This window comes from Leifsonia xyli, assembly GCA_001647635.1.
GTDB lineage: Bacteria > Actinomycetota > Actinomycetes > Actinomycetales > Microbacteriaceae > Leifsonia > Leifsonia xyli_A.
Genome location: CP014761.1, coordinates 1157846 through 1179977, shown reverse-complemented (window position 1 = coordinate 1179977; position 22132 = coordinate 1157846). Strand labels below are relative to the sequence as shown.

Annotated in this window: 21 protein-coding genes and 1 pseudogene; 6 read left to right on the top strand and 16 right to left on the bottom strand. The window is 72.0% G+C overall.

All coding sequences use genetic code 11. From position 1 onward, the window contains the following. Positions 1-74: 74 nt before the first annotated feature. Positions 75-494 carry a hypothetical protein gene (locus A0130_05795; GenBank protein ANF31245.1) on the bottom strand — a complete coding sequence of 140 codons (420 nt, stop codon included), beginning with the start codon at positions 492-494 and terminating at the stop codon, positions 75-77. Then, complete coding sequence (locus tag A0130_05790; GenBank protein ID ANF31244.1) at positions 491-1084, bottom strand: ACP phosphodiesterase; 594 nt, start codon at positions 1082-1084, stop codon at positions 491-493. The genes A0130_05795 and A0130_05790 overlap by 4 nt, the downstream gene beginning before the upstream one ends. Before the next feature lie 171 nt (positions 1085-1255). On the opposite strand from A0130_05790, the gene A0130_05785 reads away from it, so the two are divergent. Further along, entirely contained in the window at positions 1256-1492 is a 237-nt protein-coding gene (locus A0130_05785; protein ANF31243.1) for a hypothetical protein, read from the top strand. A 73-nt stretch (positions 1493-1565) separates the two neighbouring features. Then, positions 1566-4466, top strand: a complete 2901-nt coding sequence (locus A0130_05780) for a hypothetical protein (GenBank protein ANF31242.1) — start codon at positions 1566-1568, stop codon at positions 4464-4466. 17 nt (positions 4467-4483) lie between these two features. Here the strand turns inward: A0130_05780 and A0130_05775 are convergent, their stop codons facing one another. Further along, the gene (locus A0130_05775) at positions 4484-4873 is read right to left on the bottom strand and encodes a hypothetical protein (GenBank protein ANF33315.1); all 390 of its coding nucleotides are present in this window, start codon (positions 4871-4873) and stop codon (positions 4484-4486) included. Positions 4874-4995: 122 nt separating this feature from the next. On the opposite strand from A0130_05775, the gene A0130_05770 reads away from it, so the two are divergent. Continuing rightward, the gene (locus A0130_05770) at positions 4996-5286 is read left to right on the top strand and encodes a hypothetical protein (protein ID ANF31241.1); all 291 of its coding nucleotides are present in this window, start codon (positions 4996-4998) and stop codon (positions 5284-5286) included. Positions 5287-5296: 10 nt separating this feature from the next. On the opposite strand, the gene A0130_05765 is transcribed toward A0130_05770, so the two are convergent. The 8 genes and pseudogenes from A0130_05765 to A0130_05730 form a co-directional block, all read right to left on the bottom strand. Beyond that, on the bottom strand, positions 5297-5785 hold the full coding sequence (locus tag A0130_05765; protein ANF31240.1) for a glutathione peroxidase: 489 nt from the start codon (positions 5783-5785) through the stop codon (positions 5297-5299). A gap of 53 nt (positions 5786-5838) precedes the next feature. Next, positions 5839-6768, bottom strand: a complete 930-nt coding sequence (locus tag A0130_05760) for a hypothetical protein (protein ID ANF31239.1) — start codon at positions 6766-6768, stop codon at positions 5839-5841. Between the two features lie 78 nt (positions 6769-6846). Further along, a pseudogene (locus A0130_05755) lies at positions 6847-8231 on the bottom strand (L-serine ammonia-lyase). A gap of 157 nt (positions 8232-8388) precedes the next feature. Next, positions 8389-9207, bottom strand: a complete 819-nt coding sequence (locus A0130_05750; protein ID ANF31238.1) for an ABC transporter — start codon at positions 9205-9207, stop codon at positions 8389-8391. Continuing rightward, positions 9204-10211, bottom strand: a complete 1008-nt coding sequence (locus A0130_05745; protein ID ANF31237.1) for an ABC transporter — start codon at positions 10209-10211, stop codon at positions 9204-9206. The genes A0130_05750 and A0130_05745 overlap by 4 nt, the downstream gene beginning before the upstream one ends. 118 nt (positions 10212-10329) lie before the next feature. Then, positions 10330-10839: a hypothetical protein gene (locus A0130_05740; protein ANF31236.1), complete on the bottom strand. Its 510-nt coding sequence runs from the start codon at positions 10837-10839 to the stop codon at positions 10330-10332. Further along, positions 10832-11074, bottom strand: coding sequence for a hypothetical protein (locus A0130_05735; GenBank protein ANF31235.1), 243 nt, complete (start codon positions 11072-11074; stop codon positions 10832-10834). Before A0130_05735 ends, A0130_05740 begins: the two co-directional genes overlap by 8 nt. 44 nt (positions 11075-11118) lie before the next feature. Next, complete coding sequence (locus A0130_05730; protein ANF31234.1) at positions 11119-14418, bottom strand: hypothetical protein; 3300 nt, start codon at positions 14416-14418, stop codon at positions 11119-11121. Positions 14419-14470: 52 nt separating this feature from the next. On the opposite strand from A0130_05730, the gene A0130_05725 reads away from it, so the two are divergent. Next, on the top strand, positions 14471-15052 hold the full coding sequence (locus A0130_05725) for a hypothetical protein (GenBank protein ANF31233.1): 582 nt from the start codon (positions 14471-14473) through the stop codon (positions 15050-15052). A 5-nt stretch (positions 15053-15057) separates the two neighbouring features. Here the strand turns inward: A0130_05725 and A0130_05720 are convergent, their stop codons facing one another. Both A0130_05720 and A0130_05715 read right to left on the bottom strand, forming a co-directional pair. Further along, positions 15058-15630, bottom strand: coding sequence for a hypothetical protein (locus tag A0130_05720; protein ANF31232.1), 573 nt, complete (start codon positions 15628-15630; stop codon positions 15058-15060). Then, positions 15627-16922 carry an O-acetylhomoserine aminocarboxypropyltransferase gene (locus A0130_05715; protein ID ANF31231.1) on the bottom strand — a complete coding sequence of 432 codons (1296 nt, stop codon included), beginning with the start codon at positions 16920-16922 and terminating at the stop codon, positions 15627-15629. The genes A0130_05720 and A0130_05715 overlap by 4 nt, the downstream gene beginning before the upstream one ends. A 151-nt stretch (positions 16923-17073) precedes the next feature. Here A0130_05715 and A0130_05710 point away from each other — a divergent pair, with 151 nt between their 5' ends. After that, entirely contained in the window at positions 17074-17388 is a 315-nt protein-coding gene (locus A0130_05710) for a ligand-binding protein SH3 (GenBank protein ID ANF31230.1), read from the top strand. Positions 17389-17393: 5 nt separating this feature from the next. Here A0130_05710 and A0130_05705 read toward each other — a convergent pair whose 3' ends face one another. After that, positions 17394-18425, bottom strand: coding sequence for a hypothetical protein (locus A0130_05705; protein ID ANF31229.1), 1032 nt, complete (start codon positions 18423-18425; stop codon positions 17394-17396). Positions 18426-18517: 92 nt separating this feature from the next. Between A0130_05705 and A0130_05700 the strand changes: the two genes are divergently transcribed. Beyond that, positions 18518-18781 carry a hypothetical protein gene (locus A0130_05700; GenBank protein ANF31228.1) on the top strand — a complete coding sequence of 88 codons (264 nt, stop codon included), beginning with the start codon at positions 18518-18520 and terminating at the stop codon, positions 18779-18781. Between the two features lie 43 nt (positions 18782-18824). Here the strand turns inward: A0130_05700 and A0130_05695 are convergent, their stop codons facing one another. Both A0130_05695 and A0130_05690 read right to left on the bottom strand, forming a co-directional pair. After that, positions 18825-20417, bottom strand: a complete 1593-nt coding sequence (locus A0130_05695) for a peptidase S53 (protein ANF31227.1) — start codon at positions 20415-20417, stop codon at positions 18825-18827. Positions 20418-20462: 45 nt separating this feature from the next. Further along, on the bottom strand, positions 20463-22076 hold the full coding sequence (locus tag A0130_05690; protein ANF33314.1) for a hypothetical protein: 1614 nt from the start codon (positions 22074-22076) through the stop codon (positions 20463-20465). Positions 22077-22132 lie beyond the last annotated feature (56 nt).

Genomic DNA, 22132 nt, shown 5'->3' with positions numbered 1-22132 from the left:
GTGCCGAATGGTCGCTACATGCCACGAATAGCGACCATTCGGCACGAATCGCGGGCCCGCAAGGGGAAGGACGGCTAGGCGGGGAGGGTGTCGAGCTCGGTGAGGAGGGTGCGGGCGGCGGAGGTGACGGCGGGCTGCGGGGCGCGGAGGCCGACCACGACGTCCGTGGTTCCGGTGCCTCCAGTGTGCATCCGGAGCAGTGCGAGGCGCAGCTCGACGGTGCCGCCGGGGATGCGGTGCCCGCTCAGCGAGAGCGCGTTCGAGGCGAAGGTGAGCGCGGTCCACTCGTCGGCCGCCCCGGTGGTGTCCTCGGCGAGCCCGGCCAGCCACGCGGCCAGGTCGCGCACCTCGGTGGTGGTCAGGCAAGCCTCGGACAGCTCCCAGCGGCGTCCGCCGTCGTCGACGATCGCGTCCACGACGACATGGTCGCCCTCCCCGCGCGCCGCCGGCCGCAGCTCGACGCTGCGGTCGCCGCCCTCGTCCATGATCCTCACGCCGGGCTCGGCACCACCGTCAGCACGCGCTCGATGTACTCGAAGAACGAGGTCATAAAGCCGCGCAGGAACTCCTCGGTCCCGGGATCGGTGACCGTGCCGTCCTCCTCGATCAGGCCCGGCCGCATCCAGATGTACGCCTCGGGCGCGTTCATCTGCGGAGCCTGCAGGAAGCTCAGGATGCTGCGCAGGTGCTGCTGCCCGACCGCCGTGCCGATCTGCCCGGGCGAGGCGCCGATCACTGCGGTCGCCTTGCGGGCGATGACATTCTCGCCGTACGGCCGGCTCGCCCAGTCGATCGCGTTCTTCAGCGCGCCGGGGATGCTGCGGTTGTACTCCGGGGTGATGAAGAGCAGCGCATCCTGCTCGGCGATCAGCCGCTTGTATTCGACGGCCTCCGGCGGGAAGTGCCCGTCGAGGTCGCGGTTGTAGAGGGGGAGACCGCCGATCGGGATCTCGGTGAACACGAGCTCGGAGGGCGCCAGCCGCAGCAGCGCCTTCGAGAGGGTTCTGTTGACCGACTGCGTGGACAGACTGCCCACGAAATAGCCGACGTTGTACGGGGGATCGAATTCGTTGATCGTGGCCATGACGCCATGCTGCCCCCGCCGTGGGGGCGAGTGAAGCCCTTGTCGGGATGTCTTATCCGTACCCGCCGGACCGGAATAGGGCATCCTCCCGATGTCTCCGGGGTGCCTTAGCGAGAAGTCTGGTGTCATCGCCGGAGCGAGGTGCCCGGCGAAGCACGAGGGGAGCGGATCATGCTGCTGGACGAGTTCGTGGACTTCCGGGTACGGGCCGGCGAGAGCGGACGTCAGGAGGTGGAGCGCGAGCGGGTGCGGCGCGCCGACGAGCACGGGCGGTGGCTGCGCGGGATGCGCGGGGCGCTGCAGCGAGCGGAGACCCGGGTCGCGGGAGGCCTGCGAGCCGAGGCTCCGGCGCCCGTCGCGGAGGTCGCGGCTGCGCCCGCGAGGGAGCTGGCTCACGCTGGACGCTGAGGCGACCTACGCCCTCCGTGAAGGCGCTACGGGAAGGGGTCCGGATGTCGGTGGTCCATGGCACGATGAGGGCATGCGAGCACCGGCGACGAGCCTCAGGGTGGTCGGGCGTGAGCCCGACCTGGCGGCGCTGCGCGACGAGTTCCGGGTCGCGGCGCTGGGCGAGCCGCGCGCGGTCGTGATCGGCGGCGAGGCGGGCATCGGCAAGACCCGGCTGCTGGAGGAGTTCCTCGCCCAGCAGGAGGCCGAGGCCACGGTGCTGCTCGGCCGCTGCGTCGACCTCGGCGACGACGGCGCCCCGTATGCGCCTTTCGCGGCGGTGCTGCGGAGGCTCATCCAGGTCGTCGGGCTGGAGCGGATCCTGCAGGCGGCGGGTTCCAGCGCGGGCGTGCTGCCGGCGCTGCTGCCCGAACTGGCGGACGAGTCCGCCGTCCCGCCGCGCACGGGTGCCGAGCGGCTGTACGAGCTGGTCACCGACCTGCTCGAGACGGTATCGGCCGAGCGCCCGGTGATCCTCGCGATCGAAGACCTCCAGTGGGCCGATCGCTCGACGCTCGAGCTTCTGCGTTTCCTGGTGCGGATGTCCGAGCACGGCCGGCTGCTCATCGTGCTCACGTACCGCAGCGACGAGGTGCCGCGGGGTCACATCCTGCGCTCCTGGTTGCCCGAACTCGAGCGCACCCGCCGGGTCACGCGGTGGGAGCTCGCCCGCCTCGGCCGCGAGCAGGTGGCCGAGCTGGTCGAGCAGCTGCTCGGGCGCATGCCCGACGAGGGCTCGCTGGAGCGTGTGACCGAGTTGAGCGAAGGCGTGCCGTTCTTCGTCGAAGAGCTGGTCGGCATCGACGGCCTGCGCTCGGGCGACGACCTGCCCGAGACGCTGCGGGAGCTCGTGCTCACCCGCTTCGAGCGCCTGAGCGATCCCGCCCAGCGTCTCCTGCGGGTGCTGGCCGCGGGTGGCGTGTGCGTGTCGCACGAGCTGCTGGCCGCGGTCTTCGAGGGAACACCCGACGAACTGGACGCGGCGGCGCGCGAAGCCCTGGCGGCGAATCTGCTGCGCGCCGACTCCACCGAATACGCGTTCCGGCACACGCTCGTGCGCGAGGCCGTGCACGCCGATCTGCTTCCGGGGGAGCGCTCCCGGTTCCACGCCCGCTACGCCGAGGCGCTGGAGTCCGACCCGCAGCGGTCGGCGGTGCAGCTCTCGGCACACTGGCTGGCCGCGCATGACGTCCGGCGTGCGTTCGTGGCGTCGGTCGAGGCGATGGACGAGGCCAAGCGCTCGTACGCCTACTCCACCGCTGCGGCGATGGGCGACCGGATGCTCGAGCTCTGGGACCGTGTCCCGGACGCCGAGGTGCTGGCCGGCCGCGACCGCGTCGCCATCATCGCCATCACGGCGTCGGCGCTCCGGAACGCGGGCAACAACGAGCGGGCCCTGGCGCTGGTCGAGGTGGCGCTCGCCGACGCCGACGACCTGCCGCCCGCGCGGCGCGCGCGGCTGCTTCGCGACAAGGGCCAGTACCTCGCCAATCTGAACCGGCCGGGGTTCGCCGACCTGCTCGAAGAGGCGCTGGCGCTGGTCCCGCCGGGCACCGCACCCGCCGGAGATCCGCTGCGGTCGCAGCTGCTGACCGAGCTCGCCGCGCAGCGGATGCTCGCCGGCACCTTCGACACCGCCATCCCGACCGCGCGCGAGGCGATCGAAGAGGCAGCCGCAGCCGCGCCGCCGCTGCGTTCGGTCGCGCACAACATCCTCGCGTCGTCGCTCGTCGCCTCGGGCCGCATCCGCGAAGGCTTCGACGAGTTCGAGACCGCCGACGCCCTCTCCCAGGGCGACGCATCCGCGACCCTGCGGTACGCGGTGAACGCCTCCGACGCCCTCAACTCGGTCGGGCGCTACGCCGAGGCCGTGCTGCTGGCCGAGTCCGGCGTCGCCCGCGCCCGTGAACGCGGCGTGGAACGCACTTCCGGAATCTGGCTGGCCGCCAACACGGCCGAACCGCTCATCGCCCTCGGCGAGTACGACCGGGCAGAAGACCTCCTGCGCATCGCCCTCGGCCTCGACGATCGCACCGGCCTGTGCGCGGCCCTGCAGCGGGCCCGGCTATGGGTGTGGCACGGCGAGCCCGAGCGTGCGGACGCGCTCCTGCGTCGCCTGCGCACACCGCTGCGCACCCTCTCCGAACTGGAGCAGCAGACTCGGCTCATGGTCGCCCGGGTCGTCGGCGAGACCGCCATCGCCCTCGGCGACTATGAACGGGCCTGGGCGGAGACGCGGGGCATCGGCGCGCTCCCCTTCCGTCCGATGCCCGGCTACGACCTCCCGGTGCTCGCCGCCGCGTCGCGGGCGCTGGCGGAGCTGGCTGCGCGCGGTGCGCCCGTGCACGTGACGGGGGAGGCGGCGCGGCTGGAGGCTGTGCTCGGCACCCTGCGCGAGTGGCCGACCGCGGCGGCATGGGATCCGATGATCAGCGCCGAGCTGGCGACCGCCCGGGCGGCGGTCTCGGATGCGCCCGATCGCGCCGTCCGGGTCGCGGCCGCGCTGCAGGCCTGGCAGGCCGCCGCATCGGCGGGGGAGCTCTCCGTAGCACCCGTCCACCTTCGCCCGTACGCCCTCCTGCGCGGTGCGCGGGTCGCCTTCGCGTCAGGCGAGCGATCGCGCGCCGACGCCCTCGTAGCGGAGGGCCGCGCACTCGCCGCCGAGCACGGCATCCGCCTGCTCGTCGAGGCCGCCGACGCGCTCGCCGCCCGGCCGGGCCGCGCAGCGCCGGCCGCGACAGCCCAGGGCGCGCCCCTGACGGAGCGCGAGGAGCAGGTCCTCGCCCTCATCGAGCAGGGCCTGAGCAACAAGCAGATCGGCGAGCGGCTCTACATCAGCGCCAAGACCGCGAGCGTGCACGTGTCGAGCATCCTGCGCAAGGTCGGTGCGTCCACCCGCACAGAGGCCGTGTACCTGGCGCGTACGCCGTCCTGACGCGTCGTGCGCGGCGGCTACGACTCCACTGCGATCGCGCAGCGGATGCACAACTCGGCCGTCGGCCGGGCGCGCAGCCGGTCCACGCCGATGGACCGTCCGCAGCGGGCGCAGACGCCGTAGGTGCCGCGCTGGATCCGTTCGAGCGCGGCGTCGACGGCCACGATGTCGTGGGCGGCATCCGAGCGCAGTGCTTGCAACCGGCTCCACTCCGACGACAGCGTCGGGCCCTCCGGGTCGTGCTCGTCGTCCGCGGTCGACTCCGACCGCGACGACAGCAGGACCCCCAGCGATTCCGCCATCCGCTGCGACTCGGCGACATCCCCGTGCCGTCGTTCGATGAGCAGGTTCTCCAGTTCGGCGAGCTCGGCGGCGTCCAGATCGCCGTCCGGCCGCGTCAGCTCCATCTCGTCCGTATTCGTCTCGTGCACCAGCGCACTCCTTCCGATCCCCGATCGTGCTTCTCTGGTCGGGTCAGCGTACGCCCGACCCGTCTGATCCGCGTCTGCGACGCGCGTAGGCTCAGCGGGTGCCCTCCTTCCGCGTGATCCTCGCCGTCGGCCGGTTGCGTCCGGGCGTCGACCCGCGGTCGGTCGAACCCGCCGCCGCCGATGCGGCCCGCGAACTCGCCGTCGTCGAGGCGAGCAGCGTGGACGTCGTGGCCGGCGAGGCCCGCATCACGGTGCGGTTCACCGAGGACGATGTCCGCCTCGCGCTCCGGGTCGCCGAGCACACGGTGGAGAAGGTGCGAACCCTGGCCGACACCGGGGCGTGGCGGCTCACGGAGCGCGTCGGCGGCCGCTGGTTCCGGCGCGCCTGACCCTCGCCCGTCATGCAGCCGCCGGCAGAGCCTCCTCGATCAGCCCGACGATGGCCGGGTCGTCCGGCTCGGTCTGCGGGCGGAAGCGGTGCACGGCGCCGTCGGGCGTGATGACGAACTTCTCGAAGTTCCACTTGACGCGGCCGGCCTTGCCCTCCGCGTCCGGGTGCTTCGTCAGCTCCTGGTAGAGGGGGTGGGCGTTGCGGCCGTTCAGCTTCACCTTCTCGGCCATCGGGAACGTCACGCCCCACGTCGTCGAGCAGTACTCCTTGATGGCGTCGGTCGAGCTGAGCTCCTGGAGGAACTGGTTGCTCGGGAAGCCGATCACGGTGAAACCCCGATCTCCGTAGGTCTCCTGGAGTTTCTCGAGCTTCTCGTACTGCGGCGCGAGCCCGCAGCGGGAGGCGACGTTGACGACGAGGATGACCTTGCCCGCGTACGCGGAGAGAGCCGTCTGCTCGCCGTCGATGGTCTCGAAGGGGATGTCCATCACGGTCATGATCGCAGCCTAGGGTGCGACTCTCGGAGCGAGCTAGGAGTCGCAGGAATCGGTCAGACGGCCGAAGCGAGGGGTGCGGCCGGGTCGGCGGCCCACTCGGAGAGCGAGCCGTCGTACAGCAGCACATCCACCCGCCCGAGCGTCGCCAGCGCCAGAGCGTCCGCCGCCGCGGCGATGCCCGCGCCGCAGTAGACGACGATCGGGCCCGGCGCGTCGAGGACGTCCGCGAACAGCGTCCGCAGCTCACGCTCCGGCAGCAGCGTGTTCGTGTCGCGGTCGACCAGCCGGACCGCGGGCGCGCTCAGACTGCCCGGGATGTGGCGTGCGGCGAAGTCGCGCGGCGGCGTCCCGCACACCAGCGCGCCGGGCCGATCGCCCGCGACGATGGCGGCGACCTCCTCTGTCGTGATCCAGTACCCGGGGCGGGGACGCGCCACGAGCGGCGACGCATCGCCCGGCGCCGCACGCGGCACCTGCCCCTGCTCGGTCGGACGGCCCTCGGCGCGCCAGGCGGTCACCCCGCCGTCGAGCACGGCGACCCGGTCGTGGCCAAAGGCCCGGAACAGGTACCACAGCCGGGCGGCCCACTGTCCGACAGCGGCGTCCGCGACCACCACCGTGGTGTCCGCCCCGATGCCGAGCGCCGCGACCGCGGCCTCGAACGCCGCCGCCTCCGGCCGCGTGAACGGGAACCGGCCGGTCGGATCGCTGAACGCCTCCAACAGGTCCGCGAACACCGAGCCGGGGATGTGCCCGTCGGTGATGAAGCGGTCGTGCCCGCTGACGTACCCCGGCCGCCCGTCCGGCCCGGGTGACGGCACGACCGTGGCGTCGAGCACGACGAGCCCGTCGGAGCCGAGGTGGTCGGCGAGCCACTGCGTCGAGACGAGCGGCCCGTCGAGACCCGCGGCGAGCGCTGCCGCCGGGCAGGTGAGCGCGCCCCGCTGGGCGGTCGGTGTGCTGGTGCGGTCGGTGGTGGTCACCCGATCACGCTAGCCACGACCTCCGACGCTGGAAACGGCGTCCGCAACGCGTCGTAACCGAGCGTGCAATGCGGCCTGTCAGCACTCGATGACGTTGACCGCGAGGCCGCCCTCGCTGGTCTCCTTGTACTTGGTGGACATGTCGAGCCCGGTCTGCCGCATGGTCTCGATGACGGTGTCGAGCGACACGAGGTGGCGGCCGTCGCCGTGCAAGGCCAGCCGGGCGGCCGAGACGGCGGTGGAGGAGGCGATCGCATTGCGCTCGATACACGGGATCTGCACGAGTCCGCCGACCGGGTCGCAGGTGAGTCCGAGGTGGTGCTCCATCGCGATCTCGGCGGCGTTCTCGACCTGCCTCGGTGTACCGCCGAGCACGGCGCACAGGGCCCCGGCGGCCATGGCGCACGCCGATCCGACCTCCGCCTGGCAGCCGCCCTCCGCGCCCGAGATGGACGCGTTGGCCTTGAAAAGCGAGCCGATCGCGGTCGCGGTCAGCAGGTACTGGCGGATCCCCTCACTGGACGCGCCGGGCACGAACCGCAGGTAGTAATGGGCGACGGCGGGCACGATCCCCGCGGCGCCGTTCGTCGGGGCGGTGACGACGCGCCCGCCGGACGCGTTCTCCTCGTTGACCGCGAGCGCGAAGGCGTGCAGCCATTCCAGGGCGGTCGCGCGTCCCGGGTCGTCCTGCACCGACTCGAGGTGCTCGCGCATCGCGGCGGCGCGTCGACGGACACCGAGGCCGCCGGGAAGAGTGCCGTCTCCGGCCAGCCCGCGCGAGACGCACTCGGCCATCGCCTCCCAGATGAGGTCGAGGCGATCGCGCACCGCATCCTCGCCGTGCAGGGCTACCTCGTTGCGGCGCGCGACCTCGCAGATCGGGATGCCGTCGCGCTCGCAGATCGCCAGCAGTTCCTCTGCGCTGGCGTAGGGGAGCGGGTGTCGCTGCCGTGCGGCGAGCTGCGCCTCCTCGCCGTCCCGGCGGATGAAGCCGCCGCCGATCGAGTAGTACGTCTCCTCCAGCAGGGGAGCGGTGAGCGCTGCCCGGCCTCGTCGCGTCCCCACGCGCGCAGGGTGAGGGCGTTGGGGTGTCCGGGGAGCCGGGTGCGCGGCTCGAAGTCGATGTCGTCCTTCGACAGGGGGATGGAACGGCTCCCCGCGAGGAGGAGCGTGGCGCCGGGCTGCAGGTCGGACCACGCGCCCCGGACGTCCTCCGGGCGGCAGGTCTCCGGCTGCAGGCCGCGCAGGCCGGCGATCACGGCATCCGGCGTTCCGTGCCCGATGCCGGTGGAGCCGAGCGAGCCGTAGAGCGTGCACGTCACCTGGTCGACGCGGTCGAGCATGCCCTCGGCGTCGAGGCGGGCGGCGAAGGCGGCAGCGGCCCGGAGCGGTCCGACGGTGTGCGAGCTCGAGGGGCCGATGCCGATCGAGAACAGGTCGAAGGCCGAGACGTACGCTGTCACATCCTCCAGTGTATGTCGCTCCGGGCGCGGCTTTCCCGCGTGAGCGCGCGCATCCGCGCACCGATCGTGCGCGGAAACGGGACGCCGAGCACACGCGGAAGCGGCCGCCGCGTCCCTCCGCAGGACGCGGCGGCCGCCGCCTGGTGACCGGGCCCGGTCAGGCCTTCCGCATGTAGGCCCGCACCGTGAGCGGCGCGAAGACCGCCACGATCACGGCCGCGCCCAGGAGGGCGATCCAGCCGTCGGCGCCGAAGGTGCCGTTGTTGGCGAGGTCGCGCACCGCGGTCACGAGGTGCGACACCGGGTTGATGTTCACGAACCACTCCAGCCACGCCGGGAGCGTGCTCGGCGAGACGAACGCGTTCGAGAAGAACGTCAGCGGGAACAGGATGAGGAACGAGATGCCCTGCACCGATCCGGCCGTCCGGGCGATCACGCCGAAGAAGGCGAAGATCCAGCTGATCGCCCAGGCGCAGACCACCACGAGCAGTCCGCCGAGCGCAGCGAAGCCGAAGCCGGCGCCGGGGCGATAGCCCATGGCGAAGCCGACGAGGAAGGTGATCGTCGTCGCGATCGCGTAACGCAGGGTGTCGGCGAGCAGCGCGCCGGACAGCGGTGCGATGCGGGCGATCGGCAGCGACTTGAAGCGGTCGAACACGCCCTTGTCCATGTCCTCGCGGAGCTGGACGCCGGTCACGACGGACGCCGTGATCACGGTCTGGACCAGGATGCCGGGGATGAGCTGGGGGAGGTACGCATCCACGCTCCCCGCGATCGCGCCGCCGAACAGCCACGCGAACATGACGGTGAAGATGACCGGCTGCAGCGTCACGTCGAACAGCTGCTCGGGCGTGCGCCGCACCTTCAGGAGGCCGCGGCGGGCCATCGTCAGGGTGTTCGCGAGCGTCTGGCGCACGCTGACGAGGTTCTTCAGGTTCCGCTCCGAGGGCGGCGTGATGGTGGTGATGGCGGTCATGCGTGGACCTCTTCTTCCGCGGACTCCTCGTCCGACTTCTCGTCGCTGTTCTCATCCGTGACGCCGTGGCCGGTGAGGGTGAGGAACACCTCGTCGAGCGTGGGCTTCTGCACGGACATCTCCTGCAGGTGGATGCCGGCCTCGCGGAAGGTCACGAAGAGGTCGGTGACCGCGTCCGCATCCCGCATGGGCGCGGTGATGCGAGAGCCTTCGGGCGAGACGACCGCATCCACACCGAGCACGGTCTGGATCGCGCGGCGCGCGTCCTCGATGTCGGCCGGGTCGGCCAGGCGCAACTGCAGCGACGACTCGCCGACCGACGCCTTCAGCTCGTCGGCGGTGCCCTCGGCGACGACGCGGCCGCGGTCGATGACCGCGATCCGGTCGGCCAGCTGGTCGGCCTCGTCCAGGTACTGCGTGGTGAGCAGCACCGTGGAGCCGGTGGAGACCAGACGCCGGATGGTGTCCCACATCTGCGCGCGGGTCCGTGGGTCGAGCCCGGTGGTCGGCTCGTCGAGGAAGATGAGCGGCGGCTGGGCGATGAGGCTGGCGGCCAGGTCGAGGCGGCGGCGCATGCCGCCGGAGAACTTCTTCAGCGGGCGCTTGGCCGCGTCCGTGAGCCCGAACTCCTCGAGCAGTTCGGCCGTCTTGGCGCGCGCCTCGCGGCCGGACAGGCCGAGCAGGCGGGAGAAGATCATCAGGTTCTCGTTGGCCGACAGCGTCTCGTCGACGGACGCGAACTGGGCGGTCACGCCGATGAGCTGGCGGACGACCTGCTGCTCGCGGCGGATGTCGTGGCCGAAGATGAAGGCCTCGCCCGCGTCCGGCTTCAGCAGGGTGGCGAGCATGGAGATGGTGGTGGTCTTGCCGGCCCCGTTCGGGCCGAGGACGCCGTAGACGGCGCCGGCGCGCACGGTGAGGTCGACGCCGTCGACCGCGCGGTTGTCGCCGAAGGTCTTGACGAGCCCGTGGGCTTCGACGGCCCACTCCGAGCTTCGAGTCATGGTGTTCCTTTCCTGGTGGGAATGGTGATGCTCCGATGATGTGCGGGCGCGCTTACATCGCCCTTACGTGCCGCTTACACGGCGGAGGGGTGGCTGTAAGGGCGTGTGAGAGGAGCGCTCAGGCGGCGCGGCGAGCGGCGTCGAGCAGTCCCGGGCGGTCGATCCCGGCCAGGGTGAGTGCACGCGGGACGGTGCCGAGTTCGAGTCGGAGAAGGGCGGCGAGAAGGTCGAGCTCCGCCATCCTCTGACGGTGGTGGGCGGAGGAGACGCGGTGGGCGCGCACGAGCGCCTCCCGAGCGGAGGCTCCCCAGCGCGGTCGGGACACCCGAGGCGCGGCGGCGAGACGGTCCGCCGCCGGTGCGGTGACGCCGGCTACCGCGAGGCTCGCGGTGCGCTCGGCTGTCAGGGCCGCCTCCACCTCGTCGGGGCTCAGCCCGGCGTCGGCGAGCGCCGCGCGGACGGCGGTGCTGCCGTCGCGGGACAGGGCGAGCAGCAGGTGCTCGGCCTCGACGGCCGCGGCGCCTCGCTGCTGCGCCTCGACGACCGACCGGACGATGACGGGCCGCAGCGCGCGCGACAGCGGCTGGCCCGGGAGGTTCTGGCTGCTTCCAGCGGGAATGTCAGACATTGCGTCTCCTCAGTTCGACGCCGGCGGCGGCCACACGGCGGAGGTGCTTCTTGTGGACGGCCTGCCGGGTCACGCCGAGCGCGTCGGCGATCTGCGTCCAGGTCCAGCCCTCGCGGAGGGCGCGTTCGACCTCGGCGTCTTCGAGGCGGTCGGCCAGCTCGCGGAGGGCGACGACGGCGGCGAGGCCGTCGGCGACGCCGCCGACGGGGTCGGGGAACGGCGTGGTGGGGTTCACGTAAGCAACAATAGTTGCTTATCCCCCTTTGTCAACAGAAGTTGCTAAATACGCAGATCCGAGAGCAACTCAAGTCCGCGACGCACGGCTTCGGCTGGGGAGGCGTCACCGACCTCGAGGCGCGCCGCGGCCAGCCGCTCCTCGCCGTGGTCCGCCACGAAGCGGGCCGCGAGCTCGTCGCGGTGGAGGCTGGCCACATCCTGTCGCGAGTTCGCGCGCTCGGCGAGGGCGAACAGCGCGAATCCGGTGTCGATCCAGCGTTCCCGGTCGGCGGCGGTGCGTCGCCCGGCGATGGCCGGGTCGAGCATCCACGCCGCCAGCCCGACGAACCCGGAGCCCATCACGGGCTGGTCGAGCGACGGCGGCTTGAGCCGCGCCGTGACCAGGATGCGCGTGCGCAGCGCGACCGCGGCCGCATCCGTCTCCGCCGGTTCCGTCACGCCGGGCTCCTCCGCCTGCACGCGCAGCCGGGTGATCAGGCCCGCGGCTCCCAGCATGATCAGCCAGGGGCTGAGTGCGCTCGCCGGGTTGTCCTGCGTCTCCGAGACGGCGCCCAGCGCCTGCCCGTACAGCCGGACCGCCTCGGCGGCGTCGCCCTCGGCGCGCGCGATCTCCGCCATCCCGGCGAAGCCGATCGCGTAGTAGTCGGAGTAGTCGAAGCCGGTGCGGTCCACCTCGGCCGCGAGGTAGCGCTCCAGCAGCCGCCGCCCGCGCTCGGTGTCGCCGACGGCGATCGCGTTGATCGCGATCAGCCAGTCCAGCTGCCGGAGGTCACCGTCGGCCCGCAGCAGCTCCATCTGGTCGTACGCGCGCTGCCCCCACTCCAGCGCCTCCGCGGGGTGCGCGAGCTCGCTGTGCGACTGCGCGATCGACTGCGCCGCCGAGGCCAGCGACCACGCATCGCCGACGACCTGCGCCGCCTCCCACGCCCGCTGCGCCGTCACGAGGGCGGCGTCCAGCTCGCCCGCGTTCTCGCGCACCTGCGACAGCAGGAGGTTGCCGATCGCCGCGCTGGCGGGGTCGTCGGAGTCCGCGTACTCGGTGAGCAGCGCCATGCCGGTCTCCAGCTTGGCCGCCGCGAGGAGGAGAGCCGCCATCGCATCCAACCGCCTGTCGTCGAACGGTCGCTCGCGCCGCAGCCGTCGCAGCCGCGAGATGGCGCGGGCCGACGTCCGCAGGTCGACGAAGAGGAACGTGGCCCCGATCAGGGTCAAGCTCGCGCCGAACGCGTCGCGGACGGCCTCCGGCGCCTCCCAGTCCTTCAGCAGCGCGAGCACGGGGGTGCCGAACCCGAGCACCTCCGAGTGCGCGCTCCGCAGCGACCAGTAGTACGACAGCGTCGCAAAGACGATGGCGACGGTCTCGCGACGCTCGTCGCCCAGGGCGGACCGCAGCACCGCGACCAGATTGTCCTGTTCAGCGGTGACGCGCTGGATGGTGCGCACCTGATCCCGGCCCGACATCGTGCCCAGGGCGTCGGTGCAGAAGGCGACGGCCCACGCGTCCATTCCGGCGACGACCGTGTCCTCCTCGCCGGCCTCCTCCAATTCGCGGTCTCCGAACTCGCGCACCGTCTCGAGCATCCGGTAGCGGAGGATGCCCGTGGCACGATCCTCGATCACCGTCACGAGCGACTGCGCGACCAGCGCGTCCAGGTCGTCGAGCACGGTCGGCGCCGCGGTGCCCGCGACCGCTTCGGCGGCCTCGGTGCTGAAGCCGTCGGGGAACCGGGACAGCCGCCGCAGCAGCGCCTGCTCGGAGCCGGTGAGGAGGTTCCAGCTCCACTCGATGACTGCTAGGAGGGTGCGGTGGCGTTCCGGGGCGGTGCGCTCGCCGCCGGTCAGCAGCGCGAAGCGGTTGCCGAGCCGGCGCTCGATCTCGTCCACCGACAGCGACCGTGTGCGGGCAGCGGCCAGCTCGATGGCGAGGGGGAGGCCGTCCAGGCGGTCGCAGAGTCGGGCGACGACGTCGAGCGGCAGGATCGCGCCGGGACGCGCGGCGCGGGCGCGCTCGACGAACAGCGCGACCGCCGGGCCGTAGTCGCCGTCGCGGTGGCCGTGCCCGTCGGTGCTCTTCAACGAGTCGAGCGGGTAGACGCGCTCGGCGCCGATCGCGAGCGGTGCGCGGCTCGTCGCCAGCACCCGCACGGTCGTCGTGGAGTCGAGGATGTCCTGCACGTAGGCGGCCGCCGCGTCCACGATGTGCTCGCAGTTGTCGACGATCAGCAGCGTCTCGCGCTCGCTGAGCAGGCCGAGGATGCGCGAGCGCAGGTCGAGCGCGGCGCCCGGATCGGTGGGCCGCGTCGCCCGGGCCTCCCGGATGCCCAGCGTGGACGCGAACGCGAGCTCGACATCCTCGCCCGACCGGACGCTCGCCAGCTCGACCACGATCACCGCCGGGGTGTGCAGGGCGCGGTTGCCGACCTCCTGCGCCAGGCGCGTCTTGCCCAGGCCGCCCGCGCCGAGGATGGTCGTCAGGCGGGAGGTGGCCACCAGGTCCTCGACGGCCTCCAGGTCGTACTCGCGGCCGACCAGGGCGTTCGGTGCGGTGCGGAGGCCGATCCGGACGCGGCGGGGCGCGACCGGCCGCTCCTCCTCGTCGGCGGCGAGGAGCTCGGCGTTGAGGGCGACCAGCTCGGGGCCGGGACGTGTCCCCAGCCGGTCGAGCAGGGCCTCCTTGAGGTCGGCGAAGGCGAGCAGGGCCTCGCTGCGGCGGCCGGCTGCGGCGAGGGCGCGCAGCTGCTCCAGCCGCAGCGTCTCGTCCAGCGGGCGCTGCTCGATCAGCGGAAGCAGGTCGGCGAGTGCGCCGGCATGGTCCCCGGTCGCGCGCCGCGCGCGGGACCGGGTGAGGAGCAGGTCGTCGCGGAGGGATGCCGCGGTGCGGCCGAGCTCGTCGCCCAGGGGCGAGCCGCCCAGTTCTGCGCCGGGCTCACCGCGCCACAGGGCCAGTGCGGTCGTCGCCTGGGCCTCGGCGGATGCGGCGTCGCCCGCCTCGAGTGCCGCCGTCGCCCGCGCGAGCGCCTGGCGTGCGCGGCCCAGGTCGGTCTGCTCCGGGGGAACGGCGAGCGCGTAACCGCTGGGCGTCGACTCGAGCAGGCCGTCGGCGCTCGTCGTCCGCACCCGCGAAACCAGCGTCTGCAGCGCCGCGCGCTCCTGCCGGGGCGGCGCGTCGTCCCACAGATCCTCGATGAGCGACGGGACGCTCGCCGCGCCGCGCGCCAGCACGAGGGCGACGATCAGGCTCTTCCCCAGCGCCCCCGCGGGCTCGGTCAGAGCGCCGGTCCGATCCTCCACGAGCACCGGGCCGAGCACGGCGACACGGGGAGGCGGAGGCGCGGTCTGCACCCGCCCGATCTTAGCCAGTGCGGGCATCCGGAGCGTGTGTAGGCTCGGCCCCATGGCGTTCGACTGGTCGCAGTTCTACGAGGAGCAGGGCGGACGCGGCGTGCGCCCCACGTTCCAGAGCGCGCTCGCCGCGTGGGACGGCGAGCCGGGCGACGCGATCGACCTCGGCTGCGGCGACGGGGTCGAGACCCGGCACCTGGCTGAGCGCGGCTGGCGCGTGCTGGCCGTCGACTCCGACCCGGGCGTGGAGCAGCGGGTGCGGGCCGGGATGTCGCCCGAGGCGTCCGCGCGGGTCACGGTGCGCCGTGCGCCGTTCGAGCAGCTGGGCGAGCTGCCGCAGGCGGATCTCGTCTACGCGGGGTTCGCGCTCCCGTTCTGCGATGAGAGCCACTTCCCGTACCTGTGGGCGGACGTGCGCGAGGCACTCCGGCCCGGCGCTCTGTTCGCGGGCGAGCTCTTCGGTCCGCACGACGAGTGGGCGGGGCGGGAGCACATGAGCTTCCACGACCGCGCCCAGGTGGAGGGGATGCTCGCCGGGATGGACGTGCTCCAGCTGGTCGAGGACGACCGCCGCGGGATGTCGTTCGAGGGCCCGAAGCACTGGCACGTCTTCCACATCGTGGCGCGCGCCTGACGGGGCTAGCGGATGGTCTTGCGCGCCGTGATCTGCCCGGTGTCGAACCCGAGCAGGTGAAGGCCGCCGTGGAACCGCGCGTGCTCGATCTTGATGCACCGGTCCATGACGACGTTCAGGCCCTTCGACTCGCCGTACTCGGCGGCCTCCTGGTTCCAGATCCCGAGCTGCACCCACACCGTCGGAGCGCCGATCGCGACGACCTCGTCGATCACCGCGGGGATGTCGCTCGCCTTGCGGAACACATCCACGATGTCCGGCACCTCGGGCAGGGACGCGAGGTCGGGGTAGGCGGGCTGCCCCAGGATCGTGTCCGCGTTCGGGTTGACGAAGTACACGCGGTAGTCGCTCGACTGCTGCAGGTAGGTGCCGACGAAGTACGACGAGCGCGCCGGGTTCGGCGACGCGCCGACGATCGCGACCGACTTCGCCCCGCGCAGGAGGCGCAGCCGCTCCTTCGCGTCCGGGCCGACCCACGTGCGTTGCGACTTCAGCAGCTTGGCGAGCGGAGAGTCGGCCGGGAGCTCGCAGCTCAGGCCGTTCGCGAGCTGGACCTCGGTGGTCGCCGTGTCTGTCATGCTGCCTCCTCGACCGCGATGGTGAGCGCCTGGTCGAGATCGTAGATGATGTCGTCGACATCCTCGATGCCGACGCTGATCCGCACGCCGCCCGGTCGCACGCCCGCGTCGACGAGCTGCTGCTCCGTGAGCTGAGCATGGGTGGTGGACGCGGGATGGATCACCAGCGTCTTCGCGTCGCCGATGTTCGCCAGGTGGCTGGCCAGGTTCACCGACTCGATCAGCTTCTGCCCGACCGCGCGGCCGCCCTTCACCTCGAAGCTGAACACGCTGCCCGGCCCGAGGGGCAGGTACTTCTGCGCGCGCTCGTGGTGCGGGTGCTCAGGCAGGCCGGCCCAGGAGACCGTCTCGATGCGGGGGTCCGCATCCAGCCACTCGGCGACCCTGCGGGCGTTGTCGACGTGCGCCTGGATGCGGTAGGGGAGCGTCTCGACGCCCTGCGCCAGCAGGAACGCGGAATGGGGCGCGAGCACCGGCCCGATGTCGCGCAGCTGCTCGGCCCGCAGGCGGGTGAGGAAGGCGTACTCGCCGAAGTTGCCCGACCACTGCAGCCCGCCGTACGACGGCACCGGCTGCCCGAACAGCGGGAACTTGTCGGAGTGCCAGTCGAAGCGGCCGCTCTCGACCACGACGCCGCCGAGGGTCGTGCCATGGCCCCCGAGGAACTTCGTCGCAGAGTGGATGACGATGTCGGCGCCCCACTCGATCGGCCGGTTGAGGTACGGGGTCGCGATGGTGGAGTCGATGGCGAGCGGGATGCCCGCCGCGTGCGCGACCTCGGCCAGCCCTTCGATGTCGGCGATCTCGCCCGACGGATTCGCGATGGTCTCGGCGAACAGGATCTTGGTGCGCTCGGTGATCGCCGCGGCGTAGTCGGCCGGGTCGGAGCTCTGCACGAACGTCGTGTCGACGCCGAAGCGCCGCAGCGTCACATCCAGCTGGGTGATCGAGCCGCCGTAGAGGTTGGCGGACGCGACGATGTGGTCGCCGGCGCCGGCGAGCGACGCGAAGGTGATGTACTGCGCGGCGAGGCCGGAGGCGGTCGCGACCGCGCCGAGACCGCCCTCGAGGCTGGCGATGCGCTCCTCGAACGACGCGACGGTCGGATTGGCGAGCCGCGAGTAGATGTTGCCGTACTTCTGCAGGGCGAACCGCGCAGCGGCATCTGCGGTGTCGTCGAACACGAACGCGCTCGTCTGGTAGATCGGCAGCGCACGGGCGCCGGTCACCGGGTCGGGGATGTTGCCCGCGTGGATCGCCCGCGTGCGGAAGCCGTATTCGCGATCAGCCATGCGGCAACGCTACCCGAGGCCGGCGACGTCGGTCCCGGCTCGCGTCACACGCCGCCACGGACTCCGGTATCCTTCTGGTCAGGCCCGGTTCCGGGCCCCGGACGACGGATCAGTACCCGGTGAGCGACAAGACTGGCCAAGGAGCCGGATCATGTCCTGGATCGTCCTCGTCCTCTCGGGTGTCCTCGAAGCCGTATGGGCGACCGCCCTCGGCAAGTCGGACGGGTTCACCCGGCTGTGGCCGACCGTCCTCTTCGCCGGCGCGCTCGTCGCGTCCATGGGCGGGCTCGCCTTCGCCATGCGCGAGATCCAGACGGGCACCGCGTACGCCGTCTGGGTGGGTATCGGCGCGGGGCTCACCGTCCTCTACGCGATGGTGTTCGGCGGCGACGGGTTCTCGCTGGTGAAGGCGCTCCTGATCGTCGGCCTCGTCGGGTGCGTGATCGGGCTGAAGCTGGTCGAGTAGCGCGCTCAGCGCGCGGTCAGCCAGACGGCACCGAGTGCCAGAGCGGCGATGAGGGCCCACGAGACGAGACCCGTCACGAGCGCGCGCCATCCCGTGCCGACCAGCGACCGGAGGCGCACCGCGGTGCCGAGGCCGAACAGCGCCATCGCGAGCAGCACGGTCTGGAGCGTGTCCGCGCCGCCGGTCACCGCCGCGGGCAGCGGGACGAACGTGCGCACGAGCACGGCGAGCAGGAACCCGGCGACGAACAGCGGCACGATGGGCGGACGCTTCGCGGCCGGGTCGCCCTCGACGTGACGCCGCCGCTCCACGACCGAGGCGATCGCGACCATCGGGGCCAGCATCAGCACCCGGGTGAGTTTGACGACGACGGCGACCGACAGCGCCGCCGCGCCCGCGAGCTGTGCGGTCGCGACCACCTGGCCGACGTCGTGCACGCCCGCGCCCACCCAGTGACCGAACTGGACGGCGTCGAGCCCGAGCGGATGCCACAGCAGGGGCAGCACGAAGATGGCGAGCGTCCCGCAGAGCGTCACGAGCGCGACAGGCGTGGCCGCCTCTTCATCCTTCGGCTTGACGACCCCGCTCATCGCGCCGATGGCGGAGGCGCCGCAGATCGAGAAGCCCGTCGCGATCAGCAGCGGCTGGTGGCCGGGGAGCCGCAGCAGCCTCCCGATCCAGAAGGTGCCCGCGAAGCTGAGCAGCACCACGGCGATGGTGGACAGTATGGCCGCCCACCCCAGGCCCGCGATGTCGCCGAGGCTCAGCTTCAGCCCGAGCAGCACCACGCCGATCCGCATCAGACGCTTCGCGCTCAGCGACAGTCCGGGCGCGAGCAAGCCGGTCACCGCGGGGCGCGCAGCGGGCAGCTGGCCCACGATGATCCCGAGGACGACGGCGGCCGTCAGCAGCGGGACGGCGGGCGCCAGCCAGTGGATCGCCCACGCCGCGGCGGCCGCGAGAGCGCACACCAGCAGCCCCGGAAGCCACGGGACCGGTCGACGGACGGAGGGGGAGAAGGCGCTCACTTCTCCCATTCTGTCGGGCGCGCCGCGTAACGAACGACCGATCCGTGCGTCTTGAAGGGTGTGCGCATTCGCGCATGTCTCATTGATTACACGGAAGTCTCATGTCAAGCACTCAGACCGCAACCAAGTTCAACACGATGGCCGTCGTCGGCTTCGTCTTCGCCTTCATCTTCAGCCCGCTGGCGCTCCTCTTCGGCGCCATCGGCCTTTCGCAGATCAAGCAGACGGGAGAGCGCGGCCGCGCGCTGGCCCTCTGGGCGGTCGCCCTTGGCGCCATCAGGGTGGTCTCGTCGATCATCAAGCTCGTGCTGCTGCTGACCGTGGGTCACGCTTTCGGCGGGTTCTACGACTACTACATCTGGTGATCGCGCCGCTGTGGGGCGCCGCGGGCAGGAGGCCCGCAGCGCCTCACAGCGCAGACAGCAGCTTCGTGCCGTCCGGCACCCCGAGCCCGGTGCACGCGTCCCAGCCGGCGGTCGCGGTGTACGAGCCGTTGTTGCCGGCGGTGATGTCGCGGAAGCCGTCCGCCACCTGCCCCGCCCCGATGGAGTCGTACAGCGCCGGCTGCGCGAGTCCGAGCGGCTTTCCCGTCGACTGCGCCAACCGTGCGACGAGCGCCGCCCACAGCGGGGCGACGGCGCTCGTGCCGCCGATCACCGTGTCCTGACCGTCGACGCGGACGCGGTACCCGGTCTGCGGATCGGCCACCGCCGAGACGTCGGGCACCCCGCGTCCGCCCGGACCGTTCGCGGTGCCGCCGGCATCCGTGCCTTCCGCGCCTGACGGGACGCCTACGCCCTTCTGCCAAGAGGGCAACGGGAAGACGGCGCTGACGCCGCCTCCGGTCGCGCCGCCGCCGCTGCCGTTGTTCCACACGGTCTCGGAGCGGACGGCACCGGTCGTGGTGTCGGCCTCGAGCCGCGTGCCGCCGCAGGCGAGCGCATGGGGGGAGGACGCGGGGAAGTCCACGTGCGGACGCCCGTCGCCGACACGGTCGCTGCTGCCGTCGTCGCCGGCGGCCGCGGTGGTCGTCACGCCGAGCGCCGCCGCATCCTGCAGCGCCTCGTCGAAGGCGGTGCGGGCCTGGGCGGTCCACTGGTCCTCGGACTGGCCCCAGCTGATGCTGATCGCGGCGGGGGTCGGATCGGCGTGCGCGGCGGTGGTGACCGCATCCAGGAAGCCCGCGTCGGTGTTCGGCGCGAAGTAGACGACGATCGAGGCGCCCGGCGCCAGGGCTCCCGCCACCTCGATGTCGAGCATGACCTCGCCGTCGGCGCCATTGGGATTGCCGTCCGGCGCGTTCTTGCCGCCGTCCACCCCGACCGCCGTGACCGACGGCGTCGGGATGCCGAGTCCCGCGAAGTAGGTGTCGAGATCGGACTGCACGTAGCCGCCGCCCAGCTCGATGATCGCGATGGTCTGTCCGGAGCCGTCGGTGCCCTCGGGGAACGCGTACACCGTCCCGAGCTGGGGCGGCGTGTAGCTGGTGTTCACGGCCGCCGCCGGCACGTACCGGAACTGCGCGCGCGCCTGCGGCCGGTCGTCAAGGCCGAGCACGGCCGTGACGACGCCCGCGAGCGCCGCCGGGATGCTGAGGCCGCCGGACCGCTGCCGGTAGGTCGGCGCGTCGTCGCCGGCGTCCTCCGGGGTCGACTCGGCGAGGTCGGTCCCGAAGACGCGGGCGACCGTCTCCACCGGGCCGGACACGCGGACGCGCCGCGCTGCCGCATCCACGTCCTCCACCGTCAGGCCGAGGCCCTCCAGTGTGCTGCGGACCAGCTCCACGTCGTCGGGTGATGCTCCGTACCGCTCGGCGAACTCCTCGCGGCCGATGGGCTGCGTGAAGGCGCTCGCTGGCAGCTCGGCGCGCCGGCGCAGCACGAGCGTCGCCTCGATCCGGGAGCCCGGAGCGAGACCGCCGTGGGCGCGGAAGCCCGAGCGCTCGGGGCGCTCGCTCCCGGGGAGGGGGACAAGGTCGAGAGGCTGTTCGGCATCCGTCATACCACTCGGTCTACCACCCGCTCCCGACACAGCCCAGAGGCGAGGTCAGACCCAGCTGGGCAGCCACATGTGGATCTGCCAGAACCAGAACGGCACCTGCTGCCCGGTCCAGATCGGGTAGAAGAACGCCGTCACCACCGTGCAGGCGGCGAGGAAGACGCCGGTCCAGACGATGCCGCGCGTCCGCCGCCGCTCCGGGTCCGTCCGCGACCCGAGGACGAGCGCGATCACCGCCGTCAGCGCGAGGATCAGATAGGGCTCGAACGCGATCGAGTAGAACGTGAAGATCGTGCGTCCCATGTAGAGCCACCACGGCAGGTAGCCCGCCGCAAGACCCGTGAGGATGAGACCGATGCGCCAGTCTCGCGTCCGGATCAGCCAGTACACCAGGAACAGGATGGCCGCCGTCGCCGCCCACCAGATCAGCGGGTTGCCGAGCGAGGTGATCGCCGCCGAGCACGAGGCGGAGGCGCAGCCGTTCTGCCCCTGCGTCGAGCCGACGTAGTACATGCTGGTCGGCCGCAGCATCAGGGTCCACGTCAGCGGGTTGGACTGGTACGGATGCGGCGTGTGCAGGTTGATGCTGTAGTTGTACATCTCCGTCTGGTAGTGCCAGAGGTTCTGCACCCACAGCGGAACCCACGAGAGGCCGCCGGTCCACTGCATGTGGACGGATTCAGCCCAGTTCCGGTAGTAACCGCCGCTGGTGAAGATCCAGCCGGCCCAGCACGCGACATAGGTGACGAAGGCGATCGGGACCATCAGCACGAAGGTCGCCGGCGCCTGCTTGAGCAGCGAGCCACTGATGTAGAACGGGAGTTTCTCGCGGCGGCGCGCCACCGCATCCACCACCACCGTGTACACCGCGAAGAACGCCAGGAAGTAGAACCCGGTCCACTTCACGCCCGCGCACAGCCCGCAGAGGAGGCCCGCGGCGATCAGCCATGGGCGCCACCAGAGCACCGGCCCCCACGCCGGATCGCGGCCCACCGAGCGCTCGGCGGCCACCCGCGCGGCCAGCCGGTCCGCCGCCCACCGCCGGTCGAGCAGGATGCAGCCGTACGCCAGCAGGGCGAAGAACATCACGAAGCCGTCCAGTAGCGCGACGCGGCTCATCACGATGGCGTGACCGTCGATCGCGAAGAGGAAGCCCGCGATCGTCGCGATCATCGTCGAGCGGAACAAAGCCCGCGCGATCAGGAAGACGAGAAGGACCGCAAGGGTCCCGACCACCGCGGTGGAGATCCGCCAGCCGAACGAGTTGCCCGCGCCTGTTGCGGCCATCCCGAGCCCGATCAGCCATTTGCCGAGCGGTGGATGCGCGACGAACGACGGATCGGACGAGAAGATCTGGGTCTCGCCGGCGGCGAACCGCGCGTCGGCCTTGTCGGGCCAGCTGCCCTCGTAGCCGAGGTTCCAGAGCGACCAGCTGTCCTTCACATAGAACGTCTCGTCGAAGACCAGCGCATGCGGCTGCCCGAGGTTCCACATCCGCAGGATCGCGGCGAGCAGGGTCACGCCGATGGGCGCTCCCCAGTACCAGAGCCGCATCCGGGCCGGGGTGCGCAGGACGCGCGCCCACCAGTCGTCGAGGCGGCTGCCGACGGGTTCGGCGGCGCGGTGCGCGGCGGCGACGTCGGTCGGGGGTGCGGAGGTCACCACGCCATGCTAGAGGCGGCGGCTCGATGGCGCCTTTCGGCCGGCTCTCCTCCGGC

Bases quoted from the DNA above. Each gene is read 5' to 3' on its own strand.
- A0130_05745 (ANF31237.1), bottom strand. From the start codon at position 10,211: ATGACTCGAAGCTCGGAGTGGGCCGTCGAAGCCCACGGGCTCGTCAAG.
- A0130_05775 (ANF33315.1), bottom strand. From the start codon at position 4,873: ATGGAGCTGACGCGGCCGGACGGCGATCTGGACGCCGCCGAGCTCGCC.
- A0130_05720 (ANF31232.1), bottom strand. From the start codon at position 15,630: ATGACAGACACGGCGACCACCGAGGTCCAGCTCGCGAACGGCCTGAGC.
- A0130_05725 (ANF31233.1), top strand. From the start codon at position 14,471: ATGGCGTTCGACTGGTCGCAGTTCTACGAGGAGCAGGGCGGACGCGGC.
- A0130_05750 (ANF31238.1), bottom strand. From the start codon at position 9,207: ATGACCGCCATCACCACCATCACGCCGCCCTCGGAGCGGAACCTGAAG.
- A0130_05790 (ANF31244.1), bottom strand. From the start codon at position 1,084: ATGGCCACGATCAACGAATTCGATCCCCCGTACAACGTCGGCTATTTC.
- A0130_05700 (ANF31228.1), top strand. From the start codon at position 18,518: ATGTCAAGCACTCAGACCGCAACCAAGTTCAACACGATGGCCGTCGTC.
- A0130_05780 (ANF31242.1), top strand. From the start codon at position 1,566: ATGCGAGCACCGGCGACGAGCCTCAGGGTGGTCGGGCGTGAGCCCGAC.
- A0130_05715 (ANF31231.1), bottom strand. From the start codon at position 16,922: ATGGCTGATCGCGAATACGGCTTCCGCACGCGGGCGATCCACGCGGGC.
- A0130_05695 (ANF31227.1), bottom strand. From the start codon at position 20,417: ATGACGGATGCCGAACAGCCTCTCGACCTTGTCCCCCTCCCCGGGAGC.
- A0130_05710 (ANF31230.1), top strand. From the start codon at position 17,074: ATGTCCTGGATCGTCCTCGTCCTCTCGGGTGTCCTCGAAGCCGTATGG.
- A0130_05765 (ANF31240.1), bottom strand. From the start codon at position 5,785: ATGACCGTGATGGACATCCCCTTCGAGACCATCGACGGCGAGCAGACG.
- A0130_05740 (ANF31236.1), bottom strand. From the start codon at position 10,839: ATGTCTGACATTCCCGCTGGAAGCAGCCAGAACCTCCCGGGCCAGCCG.
- A0130_05785 (ANF31243.1), top strand. From the start codon at position 1,256: ATGCTGCTGGACGAGTTCGTGGACTTCCGGGTACGGGCCGGCGAGAGC.
- A0130_05705 (ANF31229.1), bottom strand. From the start codon at position 18,425: ATGGGAGAAGTGAGCGCCTTCTCCCCCTCCGTCCGTCGACCGGTCCCG.